This window comes from Caulobacter sp. 05T431 (assembly GCF_056665975.1).
On record NZ_JBFTKU010000023.1, the window covers coordinates 48,763 to 72,565 of the forward strand.

The window sequence follows — 23,803 nt, forward strand, 5'->3', positions numbered from 1 at the left end:
ACATTGCCGCCTCGTGACACTATCTATCAGGTGACGACGAGAGATGGCCGGGAACGAACGCCGCGCCCGGTCGCTTGTCCGCCACCTGAGGAGACCGACATGGCCGCCATTCCGAACCTGGACGAGTTCATTCTCGAGGAAACCGCCGAGGGGATCTTCCTGACCGTCACCGGCGACGACGAGCAGACCCTGAAGCTGAAGGTCACGCTCGACGACCTGGAAGAGATCGTCGAGGTCATCGACGAGGTGTTCGGCCTGGAGGCGGAGGACGACGACGAGGCCGAAGAGGAAGAAAGCGCGGGCTAGGGCCTATCGCCCCGCCGCCCGGCTCAGCCCGTCCAGGTCGTCGTCCAGCGCCCGGGTGGCCATCACCACGGTGGCCACCGCGTTCTTGAAGAACGTCTGCGGCACCGTGGCGAAGTCGTCGGTGGGCTGGTGGTATTCGGGGTGGTCCTCGACGCCGAAATAGACCCAGGGCACGCCGGCCGTGGCGAAGGGGCCCTGGTCCGACTGCTGGGTCCAGTTGTTCTCCTTGCCGTGCAGGTCGGTGTCGTGGCCCAGCAGCAGCTTGACCGGCGCGGCCTTCGCCACGCCCTCCAGCACCGGCTTCAGCCAGGGCTGGGGCCCCGCCCCGCTGACATAGAGCTGGTTGCGGGGGTTCTTGCTGATCATGTCGAAATTGACGTTCAGCCCGATCTTGTCCAGCKGGACGGGCGGATCGGCGACGAAGGCCTTGGCGCCCTTCAGCCCGCTCTCCTCGCCGTCGAAGGCGACGATCAGCACGGTGTGGCGTGGCGGCCGGGCCTTGAACGCCTCGGCCACGGCCAGCAGGCCCGCCACGCCCGAGGCGTTGTCGTCGGCTCCGTTATAGACCTGCCCCTTGCGCACCCCGAGGTGGTCGTAGTGGGCCGAGACCACCAGCACCTTGTCCGAGCTGGACGTGCCCTCGATCCGCGCCACCAGGTTCACGCCGGTGATGTCCTTGCCGAAGACCTTCGGCTTGATGGTGAAGGCTTGCTCGAACGTCCCGCCTTGCGGCCGCAGCCCGATCTCGTTGAAGCGCTTAACAATGTAGGCCCGCGCCTTGGCCCCGCCCGGCGTGCCGACGCCCCTGCCCTCCATGGCGTCGGCCGACAGGATGCGGACGTCGTCCAGCGCATGAGCGCCGGGCTTGGGCGCGGCGTGGACTGTGGGGGACAGGCCGACGAGCAGCACGGCCAAGGCGGCGGAGGATCGGAGGAACGAACGGGTCATACGCCTTCAATGCGACTGCTCGGCGAAGGCCGCAAGCCACTCTTCCTGGGTCTGGTCGCCAGGCCGCCAGTCGCGGACCCATTGGAATGTTGGGCTTATGTCCCTGCCGTAAACCGCGCCGAGCCGTTTGCTTCGCCGAGCCGCGCTCCGTAGGGCGTGGACATCGCGCGCGGTGCATCCGACCGCGTCGGGATCGTTCTCTAGACCTGGCCAAGGTCTGCGCGGCCGGTCGTCGTACGTGTTCTGCCAGGCTTTCCAGTCCGGCGGGCCGCAGAGCACAGGCCAGACGTCGAAGGTCGTGATCCGCCCCTGTGGGTCGCGCCGCATGGCCCGCAGACCATAGTAGTTATACTCATCCGCCGTCGGTGGCTCGGCGATCTTGTCTCCCGGGACCAGCACCTGGACAATCGCGGGTTCGCCCGCCACCAGGAGATAGTCTCCGCGGGAGGGCTCGACCGTCCGCAAGATAAGACGATCGCCGGGCGGCAGCAGGACGGGCTTGACGCATTCGGGCCACGCGGCGCTGGGCGCGTCGGCCGAGAACCTGCAATCGGGCTCGCTCGCCATCCACCAGCCCGACCGCACCGCCGGGGCCTGGCGCGCATCCTCGGCCGTGAACCAGGGTTGGCTGGACTTCACGTAGTTCGTACAGCCGCCCAGCCCGAGTAATGCGCCGAGCCAAACCCATCGGAACGAGCGCATCACGACCACCTCACGGAATGTTCACGTCGCCGTGATCATTCCGTGAAACTCCGTTATCACGCAAGTCGAGAAAGCAACGTTTCGGCTGGGGCGCACATTTTTCCGTATGCCCGTTCTTAAGGTTTAAGCGGCATACCCAAGGTCGAGAGATTCGGAGTTCATCGCCGTGCCCATGTCCTTCCCCGACCTCGAAGCGCGCCTGCACGAAGCCTTCCCGGACGCTGAGATCGTGCTGACCGACCTGGCGGGCGACGGCGACCACTACAAGGCGCGGATCGTCTCGCCGGCCTTCCGCGGCCTGAACCGGGTCAAGCAGCACCAGATGGTCAACCGCGCCCTGGCCGACGTGCTGGGCGGGACGCTGCACGCCCTGGCCCTCGAAACCGCCGCCCCCACGGAGTAGCCCATGCGCTATCGCCCCTTCGGAAGCGCGGGCGTGGCGGTCTCGGCGATCACGCTGAGGCTGGAGGACCAACCCCGCCTGCGCGGCGCCGACTGGCGCAAGCTAATCTTCGCGGCGCTGGAAAGCGGCATCAACAGCTTCGAGATCGACGGCGTCTCGCCCGCCCTGATCGAGGGCGCGACCGAGGCCTTCTCGACGGTCGAGCGGCGGCTGCTGTTCATCGCCTGGCGGCTGCGCGGCTCCAGCGACCGCGCCCTGCGCGCCCAGGCCGTGCATGACATGATCGAGCAGGCCCTGGACCGTACGGGCCTGGGCCACCTGGACCTGGCCGTCCTGGACGATCCGGACGCCAACGCCTTCCCCGCCGAGACCCTGGAGCAGCTGAAGGCCCTGCGCGCCGCGCGGCTGATCCGCCTGCTGGGCGTGGCCGGGGCCGGCGACAAGTTCGACGCCTATGTGGCCTCGGGCCAGTTCGAGGCCATGGCCACGCCGTTCAACCTGGCCTCGGGCTGGGTGGAGCGCAATCGCGTCCGCGCCGCCATGACCCGCGAAATGGCGGTGATCGGGCTGGACTACTGGCCCGACGTGCTGCGCGAGGAGCACAAGGCCAGCTTCCTGCCCAAGCCGTCGCTGTGGCGGCGCAAGACCGACCCGCTGGCCGACGTCGGCGGCTACGACTTCCTGCGTAGCACGCCCGGTTGGAACGCCCAGCAGATCTGCCTGGCCTACGCCCTGACCGAACCGTCCCTGGCCACCGTCCACGTGACCGCCGGCACGCCCGCCGAGGTGGAGGGCCTGGCCGCGATCGTCGAGCGCGACCTGCCCACCGGCTGCGCCGCCCAGATCGAGATGGCCCGCTTCTCGGCCCAGCGCGCCGAGGGGTCAAAGCGTCGCGCCTGAGCTTCGCGAGTCCCGCCAAGGCTTGACCCCGGGGGTCGCGGCGCCTAGCTGAGAGCCTACGCCCAAGGATTTCCTTCAATGACCGACGTCGCCTCCTCCCCCGCCCTCGACTTCATCGCCAAGACCGTGGCCGAAAACCCCGTGGTCCTGTTCATGAAGGGCGTGCCGGACCAGCCGCGCTGCGGCTTCTCGTCGATCACCGTGCAGATCCTCGACCATCTGGGCGTGTCGTTCGTCGGCGTCGACGTCCTGCAGGACGACGAACTTCGCCAGGGCGTCAAGACCTTCACCGACTGGCCGACCATTCCCCAGCTCTACGTCAAGGGCGAGTTTATCGGCGGCAGCGACATCGTCCGCGAGATGTTCCAGTCGGGCGAGCTGAAGACCCTCTTCGCCGATCAGGGCCTGATCGAAGCTTGAGCCGCGTCTTCGTCCCCCCGGGCGACGCCTACAGCCTGACCTTCATCCCGAAGGCGTCGGACATCGACGCCAACGGCCACGTCAACAACGTGGTCTATCTGGCCTGGGCCCAGGACCTGGCCATCGCGCACTGGGACGCCTGGGCCACGCCCGAGGAACGCGCGCCCTGGAGCTGGATCGCCCGCCGCCACGAGATCGACTACCGTCGCGAACTGCTGCCGCACGAGACCGCCACGGGCTACACCTGGGTGGGCGAGCTGAAGGGTCCGCGCTTCGAGCGCTATATCCGCATCGACGGTCCGGACGGCGAGATGTGCGCCCAGTGCCGGACCGACTGGGTGCTGATCGACATCGCCGCCAAGCGCCCCGCGCGGGTGCTGCCCTGGATGGTCGAACGGTTCACGCCGAAGGGCTGATCGGGCTCTTCGCAGGCCGATAGATCTTCAGCATCCGAAGGCCGCCGCACCGCGAGCAGAAGCCCAGCGTGTGCTTCTCGCCGGCCGCCTTGTAGCGGATACCGCCCGCCGCCAGCAGCGACTTCTCGCGGCCGCAGACCGTGCAGCGCATCTTCCACTCGGCGGACTCCCGCGCGATGTCGTTCCCCAGGTTCTGGAATGCGCGCGCGATCGTCTTGAACATGCTCGCAGGATGATGCGCCCGGCGGCCCGCCGTCAACGCGCCACCGGATTGAGCACGGCCAGACGCCCCTGCCCCGGCAGTCCCAGCTCCTGGTAGCTGAAGCGCACGTCCACCGTGGTCGGCGCGCGCCGACACAGGTCCAGCCGCTTGCGGGCGAAGGCCACTGTCGGCTGGGCGCCGGATCGGTCGACATAGAAGGCGAAGTCGTCCCGCGTCGTGCAGCCGGTGGAGGCCACGCTCAGGGTCAATCCCGAGGCGTCGGCCTGGACGGCGGTCAAGGCTTCCAGCTCGCCCGCGTCCTGGCCCTTGCCGGCCACCAGAGTCACTCCGCCGCCCGAGGTCGCGCAGCCGCCCAGGACCAGCAGCAGTCCCCCGGTCAGCAGTCGGCGTCGGTCGAGGTTCATGTACAACCTTGGCAAGAACGGGAAACTAGGCCCTAGTTTGCCCACGGCCCAGCCGCGCGCAACCGACGAGACCCCAGTGCTTCGTAAATTCGCTTCGATCGCTTCGATGGCCGCCTGTGTGGCCGCCGCCTCCCCCGCCCTTTCCGCCGACAAGGGGGCAGCCGACTACAAGGCCCTCGACGCCGAGGCCGCCCGGCTGATGACGGTCGGCAAGATTCCCGGCCTGGCCTACGCCGTGATCGAGGACGGCAAGGTCGCCCATGTCAGCGCCCAGGGCTGGGCCAATGTCGAGCAGAAGCGGCCGCTGCAAACCGATACGGTGATGTACGCCGCCTCGATCACCAAGGCGGCCTTCGGCCAGTACGTGCTGATGCTGGTCGACGACGGCAAGCTGGACTTGGACAGGCCGATCAAGGCCTACCTGCCCAAGCCGCTGCCCGAGTACGACGCCTACAAGGACCTGGCGGCCGACCCGCGCTGGGAGAAGATCACCCCGCGCATGCTGATGACCCATACGGCGGGGTTCCCCAATTTCCGCTGGCTGAACGCCGACGAGAAGCTGGACATCAAGACCGATCCCGGCACGCGCTACGTCTATTCGGGCGAAGGCCTGAACCTGATGCAGTTCGTCATCGAGCAGGGCCTGGGCCTGAAGGTCGGCGACGAGATGGACCGCCGCATCTTCCAGCCGCTGGGCATGACCCGCAGCGCCATGAGCTGGCGACCCGACTTCCGCCCAAACCTGGCGGACGGCTACCACGCCGACGGCAAGTTCGAGGAGCACGACGAACGCAGCAGCGTGAAGGCGGCCGGCTCGCTGGACACCACGATCGATGACCTGTCGAAGCTGGCGGCGGCCATGGTCTCAGGCCGGGGTCTGTCGCCAAGGTCGGCGGCCGAGCGGATCAAGCCCAGCTTCCCGATCGTCAATGTCAGCCAGTTCCCGCCGACACTGACCGGCGGCAATCCGGCCAACGCCAGGATCGGCCTGGCGGCCGGGATCGGGGTGGTGGTGTTCGACGGTCCGCAGGGCCACGCCTTCTTCAAGGGCGGCCACAACGACATCACCGACAACATGCTGGTCTGCGTCCAGCGCGGCCGGCGCTGCATCGTCCTGCTGACCAACAGCGGCGTCGGTCAGCGGATCTTCCCGCCGCTGGTCGCGGCGGCGCTGGGCGATACGGGCGCGCCGTGGGCGTGGGAATACGGCCGCGCCCTCCCGGTGGAAGCGCCCTAGGCGGCCTGCTGGTCCGAGGCCGTCGTCGACAGGGTCTCACGCAGGCGGGCGGCCACGTCGCCCAGGGTGATGCGCGACAGGGCCGCGTCGACGTCGGGCGCGCCCTCGGCGGCCATCGAGCTGGCCAGGCCGGCGGTGAAGTCGGTGATAGCGGTGATGTGCTGGGCCAGCATGTCGACCATGTGCAGTTCCTGCATCACGGCCATCCGGCTTTCCATCGGCACCTTCTCGAGAATCTGGCCCAAGGCGCTGTCCAGGTGGCCGCAAGAGACGGCGGCGATCGACATTTCGGCCGACAGGGCCTCGAGCAGGCCGACGATGCCGGCGGCTTTCTGGACTTCGAGCGTCGTGGTCATGGCTTTTCCCCCAAGCGTTTCAAACGGATAGCGCCTGGGGCGTTGCCGCAGGGTTAAGGCCGGCGGAAACCATGGCGACGAATTGTCGCGAAAGCTCAGCTCCAGGGGCCGATCCTGCGCCCATCACCGACAGCGTCGCCCGCGGGCACGGCCGTGCCGACCCGCCCGCGCGTCGCCTGGCTGACGCCCAGCCGCAGCAGGGCCTCGACGCGGTTGTGGGTGGCCGGGTGGGTCGAGAACAGGTTATCGGCGCCCTTGCCGGCCAGCGGATTGATGATGAACAGGTGCGCCGTGGCCGGATTGCGCTCGGCCTCGTAGTTCACCGCGCCGCCGCGGGCATAGGCTTCGATCTTCTCCAGCGCCCGGGCCAGGGCCCGGCCGTCGCCGGCGATCTCGGCGCCGATGCGGTCGGCCTCGTACTCGCGCGAGCGGCTGATGGCCATCTGCACCAGCATGGCGGCGATGGGGGCGAGGATGGCCAGGGCGATGGTCCCGATCAGGCCGCCCGGCCGTTCGTCGTCGTCGCGCGAGCCGCCGAAGAAGAAGGCGAAGTTGGCCAGGGCCGAGATCGCGCCGGCGATGGTGGCCGTCACGGTCATAGTCAGGGTGTCGCGGTTCTTCACGTGGGCCAGTTMGTGGGCCATGACGCCGCGGATCTCGTCGCGGTCCAGCAGGCCCAGCAGGCCCGTGCTGGCGGCCACGGCGGCGTGGGCCGGGTCGCGGCCGGTGGCGAAGGCGTTGGGCTGGTCGCTGTCAATCACCGTGATGCGCGGACGCGGCAGGCCGGCCCGGCGCGCCAGCTCCTCGACGTCGCCGACATACTGGCGGACCATCGGCACGGGGTGGCTCGCATCGACCTCGACCGCGCCGTACATCCGCAGCACGATCTTGTCGGCGTTCCAGTACGAGAACAGGTTCATGCCCACGGCGAACACCAGGGCGATCAGCATGCCGCTCGGGCCGCCGATCATGTAGCCGGCCCCGACGAACAGCGCCGTCAGGCCGGCCAGGAGGGCGAAGGTCTTGAAGTGGTTCATGTCTCTAACGTGGGATCGTGATCAGTCGAAGATGTCGAACAGGTCGAAGCGCTTCTTCTTGCCGTAGTGCCCCTGCCCGTGGTGGCGGCGCTCATCGTCGTGGCGATAGTCATTTGGGCGGTAGTCGCCGCGAGGGTCCGCACGCTCGCGCGGCCGCTCGTAGTCGGGAAGGCGCGGCGTGGCGGGCTGGGGTTCGCCCCGCTCCATGGCCATCAGTTTCTCCAGCTCGCCGCGGTCCAGCCATACGCCCCKGCATTGGGGGCACATGTCGAACTCGACGCTGGCGCGCTGTACGGCCTGCATGGAGGCGTCGCAGTTGGGGCACATCAGAAGCGGCATCGGGCGGTCCCTGTCCAAAGGATGGATCGGGTGTTCCCGATGCTGAATCCGATCCGAGGGAGGGGGGATAACCGGACCCAAAGCACATCGAGAACACCCGATGCGGTCCGACATCACGAGTGCTTGCATCACTCGCCAGAGGGGCCCGGCCCGCTCTTGAGAGTTAGGAGCCCCGGAAAGCGGTTCAAGGGCCGAAAACGAAAAAGGCCCCGGATTTCTCCGGGGCCTTTCCGATCGTCTTCGAGATCGACGCTTACGAAGCGTAGAATTCGACGACGAGGTTCGGTTCCATCTTCACCGGATACGGCACTTCGGCCAGTTCCGGCGCGCGGACGAAGGTGGCCGACAGGCCCTTGGCGTCCACGGTGACGTAGTCGCAGAAATCACGCTCGGCCGAAGCGACGGCTTCCAGCACCAGGGCCATGTTGCGCGACTTTTCGCGGACGGTGATCACGTCGCCGGCCTTGCAGCGGTACGAAGCGATGTTCACGCGCTTGCCGTTCACCTGCACGTGGCCGTGGTTCACGAACTGACGGGCGGCGAACACGGTCGGCACGAACTTGGCGCGGTAGACGATGGCGTCCAGGCGCGACTCGAGCAGGCCGATCAGGTTTTCCGAGGTGTTGCCCTTGCGGCGGGCGGCTTCCTCGTAGGTGCGCGAGAATTGCTTCTCGGTCAGGTTGCCGTAGTAACCCTTCAGCTTCTGCTTGGCGCGCAGCTGCAGGCCGAAGTCCGAAACCTTCTGCTTGCGGCGCTGGCCGTGCTGGCCGGGGCCGTAGGACCGCTGGTTCACCGGCGACTTCGGCCGGCCCCAGAGGTTTTCGCCCATACGGCGGTCGATCTTGTACTTGGCGCTATGGCGCTTGGACATAAGTCACTCTTCATATCGATCCGGGCCGGCTCCCTCGGAAGGGTGCGATCTCAACGGCGGCTTCGGGTCATTCCGTCATGCGATTTTCGCGCCGTCCGGCAAGCCGGCAGCGAGAAGGGGCGGTATATGACGGAGGGGCGGCGGGGAGTCAATCAGCCGTGACTGTCTAATGGATGTCCTCGTTGAGCAGCCGGGGCTGCTTCAGCCCGGCTTCATGCAAGGCCCGCATCATCGCGAACATGCGGCCGTAGGGCACTTCGGCGTCGAAACGGATCGAAAGCGAATAGTCCTCTCGCCCGTGGATCTCGTGGAGCAACAGAGGAACCACATCCGCATCCCGAACCTGACGGTCCCCCACGAAGGCCGCGCCGTCGCTTCGCAGACTGACAAAGAACGCAGCGGGCGACCTGCAGACGCCGAAACAATCCATCGGCGGCTGATCCAGCTGAACACCAGACTTCGTGGACGAAGCGGCGATCGCCACCACCGCAAACACCGCCAGCAGCACGGGGATCAGCGGCGTCAGGTTGATCGCCGCCATCGGCCGCGCCTCGAACCGTCCGGTCAATCGTCGCGCCATTGGTCGCTCCCCCAGGCGCCCAGACTGGTCCGGCCGGACGGCGGGCGCAAGCTTCCGCTACCGGGTCGCCGCGACGGCGGTGTTCATCAGGCCCGGCGTGAACCGCCGCAGCGATCGCGCCACCTCGATCGGGTACACGCCCATGTTCCGGGGGCTGTAGTGCTTCCAGCGCCCGACCCATGGCGACAGGTTGTCCAGAACATAGGTGTCGTCGACCACCAGCACGGCGTGGGCCTGCCTGCCGTAGCCGAAAACGGCCAGTTGCATGCGCGAGGCGCTCCAGCCCAGTTGCTGCAGGACGCGGGCCTTGGTCAGGGCGAAGTCCTCGCAATCGCCCTTGCCGTCGGCGGGCGCCTCGACCCAGACGTCGTCGACCCCGTAGTGGTCCAGGTCGTCGACGATCGCGATGCGCTTGTTGGTCTCGCGCGTCACGCACTGCAGTTGGGCTTCACCGGTCAGGGCGGCGCAACGCGTGGCTCGCGCCCGGGCGCTGGAGCCGACGATGTAGGCGGCCGCCAGGAATCCGCAGAGCGCGCCGACGCCGGCGCCGACCAGAAACGCCTTGCGAAGGGTCACGACACGGCCCCGAGGGTCCGTGGACGGCCTGCGCTGAAATCGGGTACGCCAAGCGAACATGACAACTCACACGCCACTTCACTAGCGCCACAGTTGCATTTCCGTGTGTTCGATTAAAGGCGAACGGTCAAGTTGTTGAGCTTGCGACAATCTAAGCCGCAATTAGGCCAAGTATTTCGCATGGATACATGCTCGAAGCGACGACGATTCAAAAAATGAACGCGGCGTCATTGATCAAGAATCCACCTAGTCTTGCTCAATCATCGTGCATCTGCGACGCATAGCGAGCGAGAAACGCCCGCTCGTTCATGACCGCCCTAGGGCCGATCCAGGTCGAGGCGGACGCGGACCTGCCGCGAGGCTTCCTTCGCCGCCCGCTTGCGGCCTCGCCACAGGGCATAGGCGATGACCGTCATCACCGCGCCCAGGCCGCCATAGACCAGCAGCACGCGCGGGTTGGACAGCAGGAGCCAGCCCATGCCCGCCAGATAGGCCCCGAGCACGGCCTCCACCAGCAGCGCCCGCAGCGTGAACAGCGCCTTCATCGGCTAGCCCGCCACGAGCCGCTTCGCGTGCCAGGCCACGTGGTCGCCGAGGAACGTGGCGATGAAGAAGTAGCTGTGGTCGTAGCCGTCCTGACGGCGCACCGTCACCTTGCGGCCGGCCTGGGCCGCGGCGGCTTCGATCAGCTCGGGCTTGAGCTGGCTTTCCAGGAAGCTGTCGGCCAGGCCCTGGTCGATCAGGATCTCGTCGAAGCCCGCCCCCGCCCCGTCCTCGATCAGGGCGCAGGCGTCGTGGGCCCGCCAGGCGGCGCGGTCCGGCCCCAGATAGGCGGTCATCGCCTTGTCGCCCCACGGGCAGTTCAGCGTCGAGACGATCGGCGAGAAGGCGCTGACCGACCTGAACAGGTCCGGGTTGCGGAGGGCGATGGTCAGGGCGCCGTGACCGCCCATCGAGTGGCCGGAGATTCCCCGCCGCGCCGGGTCGAGCGGGAAGGCGCCGTCGACGGCTTCCAGCAGGTCCTTCGTCACGTACGAGTACATCTTGAAGTGCGGCGCCCACGGCGCCTGAGTGGCGTCGACATAGAAGCCCGCGCCCTGCCCCAGGTCGTAGGCCGGATCGTCGGCCACGCCCTCGCCGCGCGGGCTGGTGTCAGGCGCGACGATGGCGATCCCGTGCCTGGCCGCGTGCTCGTAGACGCCGGACTTGATCGTGAAGTTGTCCTCGGTGCAGGTCAGGCCCGACAGCCACACCAGATACGGGAACGGCCCCTCCCCGTCCGGTGTCCAGACCGTGAACTTCATCGGCGTGCCCGTGCTGGCGCTGTCGTGACGGCAGTAGCGCAGGGTTCCGCCCTGGGTGCGGTGGGTGTTCAGGACTTCAACGTCGGACATCGGGCGGTTCTCGAAATCCTTCTCCCCTTGCGGGAGAAGGTGGCCTGCGAAGCAGGTCGGATGAGGGGTCGCACTGGCGTCGCCGTGCGCGGCTGAACTGACCTCCAACCCCTCATCCGTCGCCTGCGGCGACACCTTCTCCCACAAGGGGAGAAGGACAGAACTCTAGAACGTCACCACCGTGCGGATGCTCTCGCCGGCGTGCATCAGGTCGAAGGCCTCGTTGATGCGTTCCAGCGGCAGGACGTGGGTGATCATCGGGTCGATCTGGATCTTGCCGTCCATGTACCAGTCGACGATCTTCGGCGTGTCGGTGCGGCCGCGCGCGCCGCCAAAGGCCGTGCCCTTCCAGACCCGGCCGGTGACCAGCTGGAACGGCCGCGTGGCGATCTCCTTGCCGGCCTCGGCCACGCCGATGATGATGCTTTCGCCCCAGCCGCGATGGCAGGCTTCCAGCGCCTGGCGCATGACCGTGGTGTTGCCGGTGGCGTCGAAGGTGTAGTCCGCCCCGCCGTCGGTCAGGGCCACCAAGTGGGCGACGATGTCGCCGTCGATGGTCTTGGGGTTCACGAAGTGGGTCATGCCGAACTTGCGGCCCCATTCCTCGCGGTCCGGATTGATGTCGACGCCGACGATCATGTTGGCGCCCACCAGCTTCAGGCCCTGGATGACGTTCAGGCCGATGCCGCCCAGGCCGAACACCACCGCGTTGGCGCCCGGCTCGACCTTGGCGGTGTTGGTCACCGCGCCCACGCCGGTGGTCACGCCGCAGCCGCAGTAGCAGGCGGTCTTGAACGGCGCGTCCTTGCGGATGCGGGCCACGGCGATCTCGGGCAGGACCGTGTAGTTCGAGAAGGTCGAGCAGCCCATGTAGTGGTGGATCGTCTGGCCCTTGTAGGAGAAGCGGCTGGTGCCGTCCGGCATCAGGCCCTTGCCCTGGGTGGCGCGGATAGCCGTGCAGAGGTTGGTCTTGCCCGAAAGGCAGCTTTTGCACTGGCGGCATTCGGGCGTGTAGAGCGGGATCACGTGGTCGCCGACCGCCAGGCTGGTGACGCCGGGCCCGACCTCGACCACCACGCCCGCGCCCTCGTGGCCCAGGATCGAGGGGAATAGCCCTTCGCTGTCCAGGCCGTCCAGCGTGTAGGCGTCGGTGTGGCACACGCCCGTGGCCTTGATCTCGATCAGCACTTCGCCGGCCTTGGGGCCTTCCAGGTCGACCTCGACGATCTCCAGCGGCTGCTTGGCGGCGAAGGCGACGGCGGCGCGGGTCTTCATGGCGAGGTCTCCGAATTCGAGTCGGCGGCACCTTGCCAAGGCTTGGCGGCGCGAGCCAGTCCCGACGGATCGCGATAACGTCGCTTTCTCCGTTATGTTAAAAATTATTGACATCGTGACGCGCTAAGCGCACTCAATGTATAATATATTTGACATCACGGGAGCCAATCATGGCCTTGCGAGAAAAGAGCGCGTGGATTTCCTTCTGGACGACCCTGGTCGTCTATGGGGCCTATTTCGCCTATGTCGGCCAGGCCGCCGCGGCGGGACGCCCGGTCGGGTTCGCGGGTCCGCTGACCACCTGCATCTTCGTGCTGGTGGTGCTGCAGGTGGGTCTGCAGATCGTCCTGTCCGCCCTGAACCGCGAGCCGCGCGGTCCCCAGGACGAACGCGAGCGGCTGATCGACCTGACCGCCTCGACCCGGGCCTTCTACGTGCTGCAGGTGGCGGCGATGGGCGCGGCGATCACCGTCTACTTCTTCKACAAGACCCTGATGGCCAACGCCGTGATCCTGGCCCTGGCGGTGTCGGAGCTGGCCCGGCACGGCGGTATCATCCTCGGCTACCGGCGGGCCTGCTGATGCCGGCCCCGCCCCCGATCCGCAACGACATCCGCCGCCTGCGCTTCGAGCACGGCGAGATGACCCAGGCCGACCTCGCCGCCCGCATCGGCATGACCCGCCAGACCGTCGCCGCCATCGAACAGGGCAAGTACTCGCCCTCGCTGGAGGCCGCCTTCAGGATCGCCCAGGTGTTCGGCGTGGGGATCGAGCGGGTGTTCCAGTGGGAGGGCTAGGTCAGGCCTTCTCCACCGGCTTGAACCGGAACTGTCCGCCCAGCAGCTCGGCCCTGGGCAGGTAGGTGCGCAGGTACAGGGCGAACGGTCCCGACTTCGGCGCCGGCAGCCAGTTGGCCGAGCGGTCGCCGCCGGGATCGGTCCGGCCGATCCACAGGGTCACCGAGCCGTCGGCCTCCCGCTTCAGGCCCGGGGTGCGGTCGCCGATCGCGTAGCGCCGGATCGGGTTGTCGGTGAAGAACAGCTGGCCGTCGTCCATGACCTCGTACATCGACAGCGACCAGAAGGCGTCCACCGGCAAGTCGGCGGGCAAGGTCAGGCGGTAGGGACCGTCGCCGGTGAACACCCCCGTCCCGTCGTCGCCGCCGGCCCTCATGTACATGGCCTCGGCCACCGGCAGCGCCCCCAGCCCCATCAGGGCGACAATAGCGCGGTAGATGTAGTCCTGGCCGTAGTCGCCCAGATTGGCGCGCGGATAGGCCCAGCCGTCGGTGAAGACCTGCCGGCCCTTGGCGAACTGGGCGATCATCCGGGCCTGGTCGGCGCCGGCCTCGGCGGCGGCGGCGTCGAACGGTCCCGCGCCCAGGAAGGCGGCGCTCTTGCGCAGGATCTTCCCGTCGGTGGCCGGAGCCGGATCGGCGGCCAGCAGCGCCCGGGCGGCGGCGAAATAGTCGGCCGCCCCGGCGTCGCGCGTGGCGTAGGCCGGCGGCGCGGCGCCCTTGGGTCCCGTCAGCCCGAAACCATCCTGCGCCTTGTGGGCGGCCGGCAGGTCGGCCGCGTCGGCCACCAGGGTGCGCACCAGCAGCCAGGCGTGCGGCGTGGCCACCCGCACCGGGTTGGGTCCCTTCGACGGCTGGCCCGGCCCGACCAGGGTGTAGGTCCCGCCCTCCCCGCCCACCGTGCGCAGGCCCAGCACGGCGTTGTTGTTGGTGAACATGTCCATGATCGCCGCCGACCAGTAGCGCGCGCCGGTCGGCGGGACGGTCAGGGTGACCGGACCCTGGGTCAGGTCCAGGAAGGCGGTCGAGTAGAGCGTGTCGTTGTTGGGCGTGGTCACGGCGCGGGCGGCGTGATCGGCCAGCACCCGTCCGTGGGTCAGCGTGTTGATCGCCGCGCCGGGCGCCTTAAGCAACCGCGCTCGGGTGGTAGCCATCTCGATCAGCGGCAGGGCGTAGAGCCACGCCTGGGCGGCGGGCGAGATCTGGAAGCCCTGCGCCAGGGCCGGCCCGGCCATCACGGCCAGGCCGGCGGCGCCGGCGCTCAGCAGCAACGTCCGACGGTTCATGCCGCCCTCCCCAACATCTGTTTGACGGGAGAAGACGACGGAAGCCGACGGGCCGCAAGCCCCGCTAGAAGGTGAACCGCGCCCCGCCGCCGATCACCAGCCCCTTGCCCTCGGACTGGCCGCGCAGCGACAGGTTCATCGGGAAGGCCGTGCCGTCGTACAGCACCTGGTCGCTGTGGATCGCGCTGTCCTTCAACTTGATGTAGGCGGCGCTGAGGTCGAAGTGCATGCCGGGCCTGGGCGTGATGGTCGTGCCCACGCTGTAGAGCTTGCGGTCGCCGTCCGGCACGCGCGGGTCGCGATAGAGGTCGTTGGTCGGGGTCGGGTCCTTCTGGGCCCCCGCCCGCACGGTCAGCCAGTCGGTGACGGCGAAGTCCGCCCCGACCGCCACATTGGTGGTGTCGTTGTAGAACTCGTGCACCGTGATCGACTTGGGCAGCAGCGCCCCGGGCAGCAGCTGGCCCGCGCCCTTCAGGTCGACACGGACGTTGTCGAAGTCGCTCCAGCCGAAGCGCTGGACCTGGGCGTGCAGGGCCAGGCGCTGCACCGGACGCAGGGTGACGCCGGCCGTGGCGATCCACGGCAGGTCGAAGTTGGTGGTGGCTTCCTGCTTGCTGGTGACCAGGGCGAACGGACCCTGGAACCCGTAGATGGTCACGTCGCCGTCCAGGTGGTGCTTGTAGCCCGAGCGGTAGCTGGCGCCGATCGTCGCCCACTTGGCCGCCCGCAGCTGGGCCCCGGCGTTCCAGCCGAAGCGGGTGTCGCTGCCCTTGACCTCGATCTTGCCGTCCGGGAACGGCGCGATCAGGTCGGGCGCCATCTGGCTGAAGGTGGCGTCGAAATAGTCGACGTTGCCGCCCACCCCGACATTGAGCCAGTCGGTGACCCGCATCGATACGGCGGTCTGCATGTTGATGTTCAGGAACCGCGACTTGATGGCGCCGTAGCGCACCCAGCTGTCGCCGTCATAGGTGGTGATGGCGTTGAACGGGGCGTTGATCCCGATGCCCACGGCGATCCGGTCGGTGACCGGCATGGCGAAGGCGAAATTGGGCACCACCGACTTGGGGATCGGGTCCTTGGCCACCGGATTGCCGCCCACCGGCTGGGGCGGAAGCAGGGCGATGTTGGGCAGGCTGTTCAGGGTGGGGATCAGCACGCCGTTGGTCAGGCCGGGTAGCACGCCGCTCAGCAGGCCGGTGACGCCGCTGGGGAGGCCCGGAATGGGCGTGCCCAGCACCGACGGGATGTTCAGGGTGGGCCGCTGCAGGGTCGAGCCCTCGTCGGTCACCGTACCGTCGACCTTGACGCCCGACAGGCCCGTATAGACCTCCTTGCCCTCCAGCCGGCCGATGGCCGCCGGGTTCCAGAACATCGACTCCGCGCCGGTGTCGGTGACCTCGCCGGAATAGGCGCGGCCCATGCCCTTCACCGACTGCTCCTGAATGTAGAACGCCCCCGCCGCCGCGGTCGAGGCGCAGGCCATCACGCTTCCGGCCACGCCCAAGGCGAGCCAGGTCCCAAGACCCTTGATCACGCTGTTTCCTCCCTGTCGGCCATCCGACATTGGCCGTCTCGAGCCCGAAACGTGGCCAGGGAGAAATTGGTTCCGACTAGGTTTCGGAGCCTTGTTCGCCTTCCGTGACGGAAGTTTCGGCGGGCGTTTCGGCCGCCTTGCGCGCCTTCTGCTCGGCCAGCTTGGCCAACACCCGGCCCCGCCCTTTCGACAGGGCGGTGACCACGCCGCGGAAGGTGCGCACCTCCTGCTCGGTCAGCCTGGCCCGCGCCAGGGGGGCCCGCAGGTTGCGGACCATTGACGGCTTCTTCTCGGGCGGATGGTAGAAGCCGGCCTTCTCCAGCTCGTCCTCCAGCTGGCCGTACAGGCCCAGCAGGCTGGACTGGTCGGCCGGCTCGGCGACGTTGTACTCGAACCGCGACCACGGCCGGTCGTCCTGGGTCATCTTCCATTCGTAGGCGTTGATCGACACCGCCTGTGCCAGGTTCAGCGACCGGAAGCGCTCGTCGATCGGGATCGAGACGATGGCCTGGCACAGGGCGATGTCGTCGGTCTCCAGCCCCGCCCGCTCGCCGCCGAACAGCAGGCCCACGGCATAGCCCTGGGCGACGTCGGCCGCCAGGTGGCCGGCGGCCTCGCGCGGCGTATAGACCGGCAGGCGGGTCTCGCGCGGCCGGGCCGTGGTGGCGAACACCAGCTTGAGGTCGGCGATGGCGTCTTCCAGCCGGTCGAACACCTTGGCGTCGTCCAGCGGCCAATTGGCGCCCGAGGCGCTGGCCCAGGCGCGCTCCTGCGGCCAGCCGTCGCGCGGCTTGACCAGGCGCAGGTCCGACAGGCCGAAATTGGCCATCACCCGGGCGACGGCCCCGATGTTCTCGGCCAGTTGCGGCTGGTTCAGGATCACGCAGGGCGGGAGGTTCTTCGAAGTCATCGCCACCCTTTGCCGCCGGACCGCCGCGCGGCGCAAGCCCCACGATGGCGGTTCGCGCGTTTAGCCCCGGTCCAGCTCGTGCTGAAGCTCACCGGGATCGCCATGCTCCGCCCCTTCGTCGCCCTTCTCCTGACCCTCGTCCTGGCCGGTTGCGGCGAGCCGCCGATGCTGGGCCAGAAGGACCCGCTGTTCGACCGCCAGAAGCTGACGGCCAACTTCCAGCCCATCGCCGACCGCGTCGCCCCCGGCCAATTGGGCGTGGGCCTGGAGGACCTCAGCACCGGCCAGATCATCTCGTTCAACGGCGAGCGGCGCTTCCCCCTGCAGAACATCGCCAAGGCCCCGCTGGGCGCAGCGGTGATGGCCGAGGTCGAGGGCAAGCGCCTGCGGCTGGACGACCAACTGCTGATCGAAGACGTCGATCTGTCGCCGCCGCCCAGCCCGCTGGCCGACGCCTGGACGGGCCCCTCGACCCATACCGTCCAGGAACTGCTGGAGCGCGCGGTCCGCGACGGCGACAACACCGCCGCCGACGTCCTGATGAAGCGCGTCGGCGGCCCGGGGGCCGTGACCGCCTGGCTGCAGGGCCGCAAGGTCATGAACCTGGACATCGACCGTTACGAGCGCCAGCTGCAACCCGACAGCCTAGGCCTGGCCTCGTTCCGCGCGGACTGGAAGGGCGAGGCCGCCTATCGCGCCGCCCTCGACAAGGTCCCGCCCGTCGAACGCCGGCGGGCGATCCACGCCTATCTGTCCGACCCGCGCGACACCGCCACGCCCCTGGGCGCCCTGCGCTTCCTGGAGGCCCTGAACCAGGCCGAGCTGCTGGACACCGACTCCCGCCGCCTGCTGGGCGGGATCACCCGCCAGGTGACCGCCGGACCCGACCGTCTGGGAGCCGCCCTGCCCCGGGACGCCCAACTGGTCCACGTCCCCGGCACGGCCCGCACCGACCAGGGCTTCACCCCGGTGGTCAACGACATCGGCGTCTACACCCTGAAGGACGGCCGCAAGTTCGCCGTCGTGGTGTTCATCTCGGGCTCGCCCCTGCCGCTGGTCGAGCAGGAGAAGGCGATCGCCGACGTGGGCCGGGTGGTGATCAAGGCCGCGAAATAGAGGCGCGGATCGCCTCGGCCAGGATCGCGACGGTCTCGTCGATGCGACCGGCCTCGATCTGGCCATAGCCCAGCGCCAGGCCGGGCGGCGACGCCCCCTCGGCGGTGAAGGCGGCGAGGTCCTCCAAGGCCACGCCTGCCCGCGCTGCTCGCGCGACCACCGCCTCGACATCGACGTCATCAGCCAAACGCGCGGCCAGGTGCAGGCCTGAGGACGGCGCGACCGGGTCCAGCAGGCCGGCGCAATCGCGGGCCAGGGCCCGCAGCAGGACCAAGCGCCGTTCGGCGTAGATCCCGCGCATCCGCCGGACGTGACGGGCCAGATGCCCCTCGCCGATGAAGTCGGCCAGGGTGGCGTGCTCGATCGCCGGTCCGTGCCAGTCACTGTGGGCCCGGGCCTCGGTCAGGGCCGCGCGGAAGCGGCCGGGAGCGACGACGAAGCCGATGCGCAGGGCCGGCAGCAGACTCTGGGAGAAGGTGCCGACATAGACCACGCGCTCGTCGCGATCGAGCATCCGCAAGGTGTCCAGCGGCGGCCCGTCGAAGCGGAACTCGCCGCCGTAGTCGTCCTCCACGACCACCGCGTCGCGGGCGGCGGCGAAGGCCAGCAGGGCCTGGCGCCGGCGCGGCGAGAGGGTCACGCCGGTCGGGAACTGCGAGGGCGTCACGCAGATCAGGGCCGCGTCGGGCGGCAGGGCCTCGACCACCAGCCCCTCGGCGTCGACCGGCACGGCGCGGACGTCGGCCCCGGCGGCGGCGAAGGCCGCGCGGGCGGCGGGATAGCCAGGGTCTTCCACCGCCACGATCCTGCGCTCGGGCGGCGTCAGGGCGCGGACCACCAGGTCGAAGGCCTGCTGGGCGCCGACCGTGACGATCACGTCGTCGGGCGCGCAGGCGATGGCGCGGGCGAACGACAGGTGGCCGGCTATGGCCTCGCGCAGGGCCGGATGGCCGCAGGGCTCGCGATAGACGGCCGGGTCACGCGAATAGCGCCGCAGGGCCCGACCGGTCAGCCGCCCCCAGATGTCGAACGGGAACCGCGTCGCGTCGGGCCGGCCGGGCCGCAGGTTGTAGGTGACTGCGGGAGCCGCGCGAGTCTCCGCGCTGCTCGCTGGCCTGGACGCCGCGGGCGCGACGAAGGTGCCCGCTCCCGGCCGGGCGACCAGGCAGCCCTCGCCCAGCAGCATGTCGTAGACCGCCATCACCGTGTTGCGCGACAGGCCCAGTTGATCGGCCAGGGCGCGGCTGGCGGGAAGCTGGACACCGGGCGCCAGTCGCCCGGCCAGGATCGCTTGGCGCAACTGCTCGTGCAGCCGACGGCGCACCTCCCGCGATCCGGCGGCCGGCAGCCGAAGCTCCAGTGCGAATTCGGGAACGGCGTTCATCGAGGCTGTTGTGCGCGTGGTCGGCGGCGGGCTCAAGGGTTGCCTTGGCCCCTCCCCGTGGCGCCCCAAGGATCGTCCCGATTGGCTCTCGTCCCTCGCGGCGCCCCTGCCATCCTCCCGACGAACAGGGAGACCGACGATGAAAGCTGGAGCGAACCTCCTGGGAGCGGCGATCCTGGGCCTGGGCCTGGCCCTGGCGACCGCAGCCCCGGCCCTGGCCTCGCAGGACAACGTCAAGGCCAAGCCGCCGGCCGACCTTTCGGGCCTGCACGCCTTCGACCTGAGGGTCGGCAAGTGGCGCGTGAGCCATCGCCGCCTGAAGGAGCGCCTGGCCGGCAGCACCGAGTGGCAGGCGTTCACCGGCGAACAGGTCTGGTGGAAGACCCTGGACGGCCGGGGCAACGCCGACGACAACCTGCTGCGCCTGCCGGCCGGCGACTACTGGGGCTTCACGATGCGGGCCTACGACCCGGCCACGGGCCAGTGGGCGATCTGGTGGCTGGACAGCCGCAATCCGCACGGCCCCCTCGACCCGCCGGTAAAGGGCCGCTTCGTCGACGGCGTCGGGACCTTCTACGCCGACGACACCCTGCGCGGGAAGCCGATCAAGGTGCGGTTCACCTGGTCGGGCATCACCGCCACCTCGGCCCATTGGGAGCAGGCCTTCTCGCCCGACGGCGGCAAGACCTGGGAGACCAACTGGTATTCAGACTTCACGAAGGTTGACTGAGCGTGGTCCGTCTCGATCCCGACCGGCGGACGGTGCTGGCCCTGGCTCTGGCGGCCTCGCCCGCCCTGGGCGCCGCGCGCCGAGCCTTCGCTCAAGAGCTCGGACCGGCGGGCGGCGGCTCGATCCGCGACTTCGACTTCTTCCTGGGCTCCTGGCGGGTGAGCCACCGGCGGCTGCGCAAGCGGCTGGCCGGGAACGACGACTGGGAGACGTTCGAGGGCTCGACCGTCTGCCTGGCCCTGCTGGGCGGCGTGGTCAATCTCAACGAAAGCGTCGCCCGGCGCGCCAGCGGTCCGTCCAGCGGCCTGGGCCTGCGGGCCTATGACGCCAGGACCGACACGTGGGCGGACTGGTACCTCAGCGCGGCCGATCCGCTGACGATCGACAAGCCGGGGATCGGGCGGTTCCGCGACGGGGTCGGCACCTTCCTCTCCGACGACGTCTTCGAGGGGCGGCCGATTGTGGTGCGCGGCCGGTTCTCGTCGCTGTCGCCCAACGAGGCGCAATGGGACCAGGCCTTCTCGCCCGACGGCGGCAAGACCTGGGAGATCAACTGGGTCATGCGCTATTCGCGGACGGCGTGAGGGCATGGAAATCCGTCGCGCCCTGCCCGCCGACCTGCCGGCCCTGGCCCCAATGTTCGACCGCTATCGCCAGTTCTACGGTCGGCCGTCCGATCCGGAACGGGCCTTCGGCTTCCTGGCMGCGCGGATGGACCGCGGGGAGTCGGTGGTGTTCCTGGCCCTCGAGGCCGGGCGCGCCGTGGGCTTCGTCCAGCTCTATCCCGGCTTCTCGTCGGTGGGCGCGGCCCGGACCTTCGTGCTCAACGACCTCTATGTCGAGCCGCATGCCCGGCGCGGCGGGGCGGGACGCGGCCTGGTCACGGCGGCCGTCGCCCATGCCCGGGCGGCGGGCGCGGCCGGCCTGTCGCTGCAGACCGCCGTCGGCAACCAGGCGGCCCAGCGGCTCTACGAGAGCCTGGGCTGGCGGCGGCAGACGGAGTTCCTGGAGTACGGGCTGAGCCTGGCCTAGCCCGCGACGGTCAAGGCCGAGGCGCCGCGCGCCATCCTCGTCCGCGCCAGGGCCTCCAGCAGCTGGGCCGGGCGAACCGGCTTGGCCAGGTGGAGGTCGGCGCCGACGGCCTTGGCGGCCTTGACGTGCTCCTCCATGGCGTTGGCGGTCAGCATGATCAGCAGCACCGGCGGCACGCCCGCCGCGGCCTCGCGCTCGCGGATCAGCCGGGTGGCGGTCAGGCCGTCCATGACCGGCATCTGCATGTCCATCAGGATCGCGTCGAAGCCGCCGGGGGTGAAGGCCTCCAGCGCCGCCTGGCCGTCCTCGACCATGGTCAGGTCCACGTCGAACGGCTGGAGGATGATCTCGACCACCTTCTGGTTGGTGGGATGGTCCTCGGCGACCAGCACCCGCAGGCCTTCCAGCGAGACCTCCTCCTCGTCGTCCGGCGCTGCGTCCTCGACGGCGCGGACCCGTTCCAGCGGCAGGTCGACCTGGAAGATCGCCCCACGGCCCAGCACGGCGCGGGCGTCGATGCGGCCGCCCATCATCTCGGCCAGGGCCGCGCAGATCGACAGGCCCAGGCCGGTGCCGCCGAACTGGCGGGTGATCGACTGGTCGGCCTGGACGAAGCGCTTGAACAGCCGCTGGCGCACGGTGTCGTCGAAGCCGACGCCGGTGTCGCTGACGATGAAGCTGAGCCCATCGGCCGTGCGCTCGACGTTCAGGGCCACCTCGCCCAGGGCCGTGAACTTGACGGCGTTGGCCAGCAGGTTGTTGAGGATCTGGCTGATGCGGCCGGCGTCGCCCAGATAGCTGCCCGCCACGCCCGGCTCGATCGACCAACGGAACAGCAGCGACTTGGCCTCGGCCGAGGCGCGGTGCAGCTCGGCCACGCCGCCCACCAGGGTGGCCAGGTCGAACGGCGCCGGGGTCAGCTGGAACTGGCCGGCCTCGATCTTGGAGACGTCCAGGATGTCGCTCAGCACCTGCTCCAGCAGCCGGCCCGACGAGGTGACCAGGGCGGCCAGTTCGCGACGGCGTTCCGGGTCGTTTTCCTCGGCCAGCCGGTCGCCGATGGCGATGACCCCGTTCAGCGGCGTGCGCAGCTCGTGGGACATGTTGGCCAGGAACACCGACTTAGCCTGGTTGGCGCGCTCCAGCTMGATGGTGCGCTCGGCGACCCGCTCCTCCAGTGAGCGCAGCAGCTCGATATTGCCGTCGCGCTGGCTGCGCAGGGTGCGGGCCAGGGCGCCGATCTCGTCGGTGCGCTCCTCGATCGGCTCGGCCTGCTCGACCTCGCCGGTGCGGTGGGCGTCGGCCAGGACCCGCAGCGGACGCTCGACCGTGATGCGCATCACCCGGTACAGCAGCGCCACCTGGGCGATCACGCCCAGCACGCCGAACAGCAGCACCCAGGACGCGGTCTTGACCGCGGACCACACCAGGTCGTCGGACGGGAAACTCATCAGGAAATACCAGTCGGGCTCCTTCAGGCGGCCGTAGGCGATGACCCGGTCGCCGTGGCGCAGGGCGCCGGTGTCGGCCCCGATGGCCCGGATCTGACGGACCACGTCGGCCACCTGCTCGTCGGCCTGAGCGCGCACCAGGGTCTGGGAGTCGACGACGCCGTCCTTGGCCAGGCCAGGGGCGGCGATCAGCTCGCCGTCCGACGACACGATCATGTTGCGCCCGCCCGGCAGCGCGTCCTCGACGGCTCGCAGCAGGTAGGAGTCCAGCGACAGGCTGGTGCCCCAGGCGCCCAGCTGCTTGCCGCGATAGTCGAAGGGCGTCATGCAGGCCGAGTTCAGGCCCCGACCGCTGGGGTCGGACAGCACCTTGCGCAGCTTGGTGCACTTCATCACCCGCTGCGAATTCTGCTGCGGCAGGGTCAGCAGGGTCATCTCCTCGCCGCTGACGTCGAAGGTGGGCGGGGCCTTCTGGCGGTAGTAGGTCAGGCGGTCGGCGCGCCGCGGCCCGAACATCACCAGGCGAGTGTCGGGCGTGAAGAAGTAGAAGTTGTCGTAGCGGTTCAGCTCGGCCTCGCCGGTATGCGAGACCACCTGGACTGCGGCCAGGAACAGGGCCTTCTGCTGCGGGGTCAGCGTGTCGGCGTCGCGCAGGAAGCCGCCGATCCCGTAGGTGTAGTCGCCGGCCACCATGCCGCCGTCGTACAGCGCGTCGGGCGTGCGCCGCGTGCCGTCGCCGACCTTCGGGAACAGGGCGTCGAACTCGCGGTCCACCGTGGCGGGGTCGATCGTCGCCAGGCGGCGGGCCAGGGAGTCGGAGGCCGCCTCGTGCACCTTGACCAGGTCGGAGAACAGGCGGTCCTCGGTCTTGACCCGCTCGGCGGCGTATTCGGCCAGATGGCGGACCTGGGCGTCGGCGGCGGAGCGCTGGACGAAGACGAAAGTCACGGCCGTGGCCATGCCCGTCACCGCGATGGACAGGATCGCGACGATCGCCAACAGCCGCCGCGCGAGCGGCGACGTGACGTCGGCTATGGCTCCCCGCTTCTTCACGCCTTGTTCGTACCCCAAGAACCTCAATAAGGATTTACACCTGGATCAAAGACTTAGCGCGCCGGAACGGCTTCGTCACAGGTTCGGTTCGACCTCGGCTTTCCCCCCGGCCCGCAACAGTC

30 protein-coding genes are annotated in these 23,803 nt (G+C 69.1%); 12 read left to right on the forward strand and 18 right to left on the reverse strand.

Annotated features, from left to right (window positions below; translation table 11 throughout):
* Positions 1-99 precede the first annotated feature (99 nt).
* A complete protein-coding gene (locus tag AC1U89_RS19505; protein WP_479901309.1) occupies positions 100-306 on the forward strand; it encodes a hypothetical protein in 207 nt (68 codons plus the stop codon).
* A gap of 3 nt (positions 307-309) precedes the next feature.
* On the opposite strand, the gene AC1U89_RS19510 is transcribed toward AC1U89_RS19505, so the two are convergent.
* Both AC1U89_RS19510 and AC1U89_RS19515 read right to left on the reverse strand, forming a co-directional pair.
* A complete protein-coding gene (locus AC1U89_RS19510; protein WP_479901310.1) occupies positions 310-1,254 on the reverse strand; it encodes a M20/M25/M40 family metallo-hydrolase in 945 nt (314 codons plus the stop codon).
* 6 nt (positions 1,255-1,260) lie between these two features.
* Positions 1,261-1,959 (reverse strand): hypothetical protein, encoded by a 699-nt coding sequence (locus AC1U89_RS19515; RefSeq protein ID WP_479901311.1) that lies wholly within the window; start codon positions 1,957-1,959, stop codon positions 1,261-1,263.
* Between the two features lie 163 nt (positions 1,960-2,122).
* Between AC1U89_RS19515 and AC1U89_RS19520 the strand changes: the two genes are divergently transcribed.
* The 4 genes from AC1U89_RS19520 to AC1U89_RS19535 all read left to right on the forward strand — a co-directional run bounded on the left by AC1U89_RS19520 (position 2,123) and on the right by AC1U89_RS19535 (position 4,095).
* On the forward strand, positions 2,123-2,359 hold the full coding sequence (locus AC1U89_RS19520) for a BolA/IbaG family iron-sulfur metabolism protein (RefSeq protein WP_029915439.1): 237 nt from the start codon (positions 2,123-2,125) through the stop codon (positions 2,357-2,359).
* A gap of 3 nt (positions 2,360-2,362) precedes the next feature.
* The gene (locus AC1U89_RS19525) at positions 2,363-3,259 is read left to right on the forward strand and encodes an aldo-keto reductase family protein (protein WP_479901312.1); all 897 of its coding nucleotides are present in this window, start codon (positions 2,363-2,365) and stop codon (positions 3,257-3,259) included.
* Positions 3,260-3,337: 78 nt separating this feature from the next.
* Positions 3,338-3,679 carry a Grx4 family monothiol glutaredoxin gene (grxD, locus tag AC1U89_RS19530; protein ID WP_479901313.1) on the forward strand — a complete coding sequence of 114 codons (342 nt, stop codon included), beginning with the start codon at positions 3,338-3,340 and terminating at the stop codon, positions 3,677-3,679.
* Positions 3,676-4,095 carry an acyl-CoA thioesterase gene (locus AC1U89_RS19535; RefSeq protein WP_479901314.1) on the forward strand — a complete coding sequence of 140 codons (420 nt, stop codon included), beginning with the start codon at positions 3,676-3,678 and terminating at the stop codon, positions 4,093-4,095. The genes grxD and AC1U89_RS19535 overlap by 4 nt, the downstream gene beginning before the upstream one ends.
* On the opposite strand, the gene AC1U89_RS19540 is transcribed toward AC1U89_RS19535, so the two are convergent.
* Complete coding sequence (locus AC1U89_RS19540) at positions 4,079-4,318, reverse strand: hypothetical protein (RefSeq protein WP_479901315.1); 240 nt, start codon at positions 4,316-4,318, stop codon at positions 4,079-4,081. The genes AC1U89_RS19535 and AC1U89_RS19540 overlap by 17 nt on opposite strands.
* 32 nt (positions 4,319-4,350) lie before the next feature.
* Positions 4,351-4,722: a hypothetical protein gene (locus AC1U89_RS19545; RefSeq protein ID WP_479901316.1), complete on the reverse strand. Its 372-nt coding sequence runs from the start codon at positions 4,720-4,722 to the stop codon at positions 4,351-4,353.
* A 106-nt stretch (positions 4,723-4,828) separates the two neighbouring features.
* Here AC1U89_RS19545 and AC1U89_RS19550 point away from each other — a divergent pair, with 106 nt between their 5' ends.
* Positions 4,829-5,959, forward strand: coding sequence for a serine hydrolase domain-containing protein (locus tag AC1U89_RS19550; RefSeq protein WP_479901317.1), 1,131 nt, complete (start codon positions 4,829-4,831; stop codon positions 5,957-5,959).
* Here the strand turns inward: AC1U89_RS19550 and AC1U89_RS19555 are convergent.
* From AC1U89_RS19555 to AC1U89_RS19595, 9 genes are all read right to left on the reverse strand, one after another.
* A complete protein-coding gene (locus AC1U89_RS19555; protein ID WP_479901318.1) occupies positions 5,956-6,315 on the reverse strand; it encodes a hypothetical protein in 360 nt (119 codons plus the stop codon). The two genes, AC1U89_RS19550 and AC1U89_RS19555, sit on opposite strands and share 4 nt — an antisense overlap.
* Positions 6,316-6,410: 95 nt before the next feature.
* A complete protein-coding gene (htpX, locus tag AC1U89_RS19560; protein WP_479901319.1) occupies positions 6,411-7,352 on the reverse strand; it encodes a zinc metalloprotease HtpX in 942 nt (313 codons plus the stop codon).
* Positions 7,353-7,373: 21 nt separating this feature from the next.
* Positions 7,374-7,691 (reverse strand): TFIIB-type zinc ribbon-containing protein, encoded by a 318-nt coding sequence (locus AC1U89_RS19565; RefSeq protein WP_479901320.1) that lies wholly within the window; start codon positions 7,689-7,691, stop codon positions 7,374-7,376.
* Between the two features lie 253 nt (positions 7,692-7,944).
* Entirely contained in the window at positions 7,945-8,562 is a 618-nt protein-coding gene (rpsD, locus tag AC1U89_RS19570) for a 30S ribosomal protein S4 (RefSeq protein ID WP_479901321.1), read from the reverse strand.
* Positions 8,563-8,728: 166 nt separating this feature from the next.
* Positions 8,729-9,142: an ExbD/TolR family protein gene (locus AC1U89_RS19575; protein ID WP_479901322.1), complete on the reverse strand. Its 414-nt coding sequence runs from the start codon at positions 9,140-9,142 to the stop codon at positions 8,729-8,731.
* A gap of 57 nt (positions 9,143-9,199) precedes the next feature.
* Entirely contained in the window at positions 9,200-9,718 is a 519-nt protein-coding gene (locus tag AC1U89_RS19580; protein WP_479901323.1) for a transglutaminase-like cysteine peptidase, read from the reverse strand.
* A gap of 317 nt (positions 9,719-10,035) precedes the next feature.
* Positions 10,036-10,263 (reverse strand): hypothetical protein, encoded by a 228-nt coding sequence (locus AC1U89_RS19585; protein WP_479901324.1) that lies wholly within the window; start codon positions 10,261-10,263, stop codon positions 10,036-10,038.
* Positions 10,264-10,266: 3 nt separating this feature from the next.
* Positions 10,267-11,112 carry an S-formylglutathione hydrolase gene (gene fghA, locus AC1U89_RS19590; RefSeq protein WP_479901325.1) on the reverse strand — a complete coding sequence of 282 codons (846 nt, stop codon included), beginning with the start codon at positions 11,110-11,112 and terminating at the stop codon, positions 10,267-10,269.
* Between the two features lie 165 nt (positions 11,113-11,277).
* Positions 11,278-12,387 carry an S-(hydroxymethyl)glutathione dehydrogenase/class III alcohol dehydrogenase gene (locus tag AC1U89_RS19595; protein ID WP_479901326.1) on the reverse strand — a complete coding sequence of 370 codons (1,110 nt, stop codon included), beginning with the start codon at positions 12,385-12,387 and terminating at the stop codon, positions 11,278-11,280.
* A gap of 170 nt (positions 12,388-12,557) precedes the next feature.
* Here AC1U89_RS19595 and AC1U89_RS19600 point away from each other — a divergent pair, with 170 nt between their 5' ends.
* Complete coding sequence (locus tag AC1U89_RS19600; RefSeq protein ID WP_479901327.1) at positions 12,558-12,968, forward strand: hypothetical protein; 411 nt, start codon at positions 12,558-12,560, stop codon at positions 12,966-12,968.
* A complete protein-coding gene (locus AC1U89_RS19605; protein WP_479901328.1) occupies positions 12,968-13,183 on the forward strand; it encodes a helix-turn-helix transcriptional regulator in 216 nt (71 codons plus the stop codon). The genes AC1U89_RS19600 and AC1U89_RS19605 overlap by 1 nt, the downstream gene beginning before the upstream one ends.
* A 1-nt stretch (position 13,184) precedes the next feature.
* Here the strand turns inward: AC1U89_RS19605 and AC1U89_RS19610 are convergent, their stop codons facing one another.
* The 3 genes from AC1U89_RS19610 to AC1U89_RS19620 all read right to left on the reverse strand — a co-directional run bounded on the left by AC1U89_RS19610 (position 13,185) and on the right by AC1U89_RS19620 (position 16,915).
* The gene (locus tag AC1U89_RS19610; RefSeq protein ID WP_479901329.1) at positions 13,185-14,468 is read right to left on the reverse strand and encodes a DUF1254 domain-containing protein; all 1,284 of its coding nucleotides are present in this window, start codon (positions 14,466-14,468) and stop codon (positions 13,185-13,187) included.
* A gap of 64 nt (positions 14,469-14,532) precedes the next feature.
* On the reverse strand, positions 14,533-16,005 hold the full coding sequence (locus tag AC1U89_RS19615) for an OmpP1/FadL family transporter (RefSeq protein ID WP_479901330.1): 1,473 nt from the start codon (positions 16,003-16,005) through the stop codon (positions 14,533-14,535).
* A gap of 76 nt (positions 16,006-16,081) precedes the next feature.
* The gene (locus tag AC1U89_RS19620) at positions 16,082-16,915 is read right to left on the reverse strand and encodes an RNA methyltransferase (RefSeq protein WP_479901331.1); all 834 of its coding nucleotides are present in this window, start codon (positions 16,913-16,915) and stop codon (positions 16,082-16,084) included.
* Between the two features lie 102 nt (positions 16,916-17,017).
* Here AC1U89_RS19620 and AC1U89_RS19625 point away from each other — a divergent pair, with 102 nt between their 5' ends.
* Positions 17,018-18,031, forward strand: coding sequence for a serine hydrolase (locus tag AC1U89_RS19625; protein ID WP_479901332.1), 1,014 nt, complete (start codon positions 17,018-17,020; stop codon positions 18,029-18,031).
* On the opposite strand, the gene pdxR is transcribed toward AC1U89_RS19625, so the two are convergent.
* Positions 18,015-19,415 carry a MocR-like pyridoxine biosynthesis transcription factor PdxR gene (gene pdxR / locus AC1U89_RS19630; RefSeq protein WP_479901333.1) on the reverse strand — a complete coding sequence of 467 codons (1,401 nt, stop codon included), beginning with the start codon at positions 19,413-19,415 and terminating at the stop codon, positions 18,015-18,017. The genes AC1U89_RS19625 and pdxR overlap by 17 nt on opposite strands.
* 139 nt (positions 19,416-19,554) lie before the next feature.
* Here pdxR and AC1U89_RS19635 point away from each other — a divergent pair, with 139 nt between their 5' ends.
* The 3 genes from AC1U89_RS19635 to AC1U89_RS19645 are packed head-to-tail and all read left to right on the forward strand — an operon-like array spanning position 19,555 to position 21,177.
* Entirely contained in the window at positions 19,555-20,145 is a 591-nt protein-coding gene (locus tag AC1U89_RS19635) for a DUF1579 domain-containing protein (RefSeq protein ID WP_479901334.1), read from the forward strand.
* A gap of 2 nt (positions 20,146-20,147) precedes the next feature.
* The gene (locus AC1U89_RS19640) at positions 20,148-20,729 is read left to right on the forward strand and encodes a DUF1579 domain-containing protein (RefSeq protein ID WP_479901335.1); all 582 of its coding nucleotides are present in this window, start codon (positions 20,148-20,150) and stop codon (positions 20,727-20,729) included.
* A 4-nt stretch (positions 20,730-20,733) separates the two neighbouring features.
* On the forward strand, positions 20,734-21,177 hold the full coding sequence (locus AC1U89_RS19645) for an N-acetyltransferase family protein (protein ID WP_479901336.1): 444 nt from the start codon (positions 20,734-20,736) through the stop codon (positions 21,175-21,177).
* Here AC1U89_RS19645 and AC1U89_RS19650 read toward each other — a convergent pair.
* Entirely contained in the window at positions 21,174-23,681 is a 2,508-nt protein-coding gene (locus AC1U89_RS19650) for an ATP-binding protein (protein ID WP_479901337.1), read from the reverse strand. The two genes, AC1U89_RS19645 and AC1U89_RS19650, sit on opposite strands and share 4 nt — an antisense overlap.
* Positions 23,682-23,803 lie beyond the last annotated feature (122 nt).

Coding starts and splice junctions, on each gene's coding strand:
- AC1U89_RS19610 (WP_479901329.1), bottom strand. CDS start 14,468: ATGAACCGTCGGACGTTGCTGCTGAGCGCCGGCGCCGCCGGCCTGGCC.
- rpsD (WP_479901321.1), bottom strand. CDS start 8,562: ATGTCCAAGCGCCATAGCGCCAAGTACAAGATCGACCGCCGTATGGGC.
- AC1U89_RS19555 (WP_479901318.1), bottom strand. CDS start 6,315: ATGACCACGACGCTCGAAGTCCAGAAAGCCGCCGGCATCGTCGGCCTG.
- AC1U89_RS19575 (WP_479901322.1), bottom strand. CDS start 9,142: ATGGCGCGACGATTGACCGGACGGTTCGAGGCGCGGCCGATGGCGGCG.
- AC1U89_RS19625 (WP_479901332.1), top strand. CDS start 17,018: ATGCTCCGCCCCTTCGTCGCCCTTCTCCTGACCCTCGTCCTGGCCGGT.
- fghA (WP_479901325.1), bottom strand. CDS start 11,112: ATGTCCGACGTTGAAGTCCTGAACACCCACCGCACCCAGGGCGGAACC.
- grxD (WP_479901313.1), top strand. CDS start 3,338: ATGACCGACGTCGCCTCCTCCCCCGCCCTCGACTTCATCGCCAAGACC.
- AC1U89_RS19540 (WP_479901315.1), bottom strand. CDS start 4,318: ATGTTCAAGACGATCGCGCGCGCATTCCAGAACCTGGGGAACGACATC.
- AC1U89_RS19595 (WP_479901326.1), bottom strand. CDS start 12,387: ATGAAGACCCGCGCCGCCGTCGCCTTCGCCGCCAAGCAGCCGCTGGAG.
- AC1U89_RS19525 (WP_479901312.1), top strand. CDS start 2,363: ATGCGCTATCGCCCCTTCGGAAGCGCGGGCGTGGCGGTCTCGGCGATC.
- AC1U89_RS19505 (WP_479901309.1), top strand. CDS start 100: ATGGCCGCCATTCCGAACCTGGACGAGTTCATTCTCGAGGAAACCGCC.
- AC1U89_RS19635 (WP_479901334.1), top strand. CDS start 19,555: ATGAAAGCTGGAGCGAACCTCCTGGGAGCGGCGATCCTGGGCCTGGGC.
- AC1U89_RS19620 (WP_479901331.1), bottom strand. CDS start 16,915: ATGACTTCGAAGAACCTCCCGCCCTGCGTGATCCTGAACCAGCCGCAA.
- AC1U89_RS19605 (WP_479901328.1), top strand. CDS start 12,968: ATGCCGGCCCCGCCCCCGATCCGCAACGACATCCGCCGCCTGCGCTTC.
- AC1U89_RS19545 (WP_479901316.1), bottom strand. CDS start 4,722: ATGAACCTCGACCGACGCCGACTGCTGACCGGGGGACTGCTGCTGGTC.
- pdxR (WP_479901333.1), bottom strand. CDS start 19,415: ATGAACGCCGTTCCCGAATTCGCACTGGAGCTTCGGCTGCCGGCCGCC.
- AC1U89_RS19550 (WP_479901317.1), top strand. CDS start 4,829: ATGGCCGCCTGTGTGGCCGCCGCCTCCCCCGCCCTTTCCGCCGACAAG.
- AC1U89_RS19585 (WP_479901324.1), bottom strand. CDS start 10,263: ATGAAGGCGCTGTTCACGCTGCGGGCGCTGCTGGTGGAGGCCGTGCTC.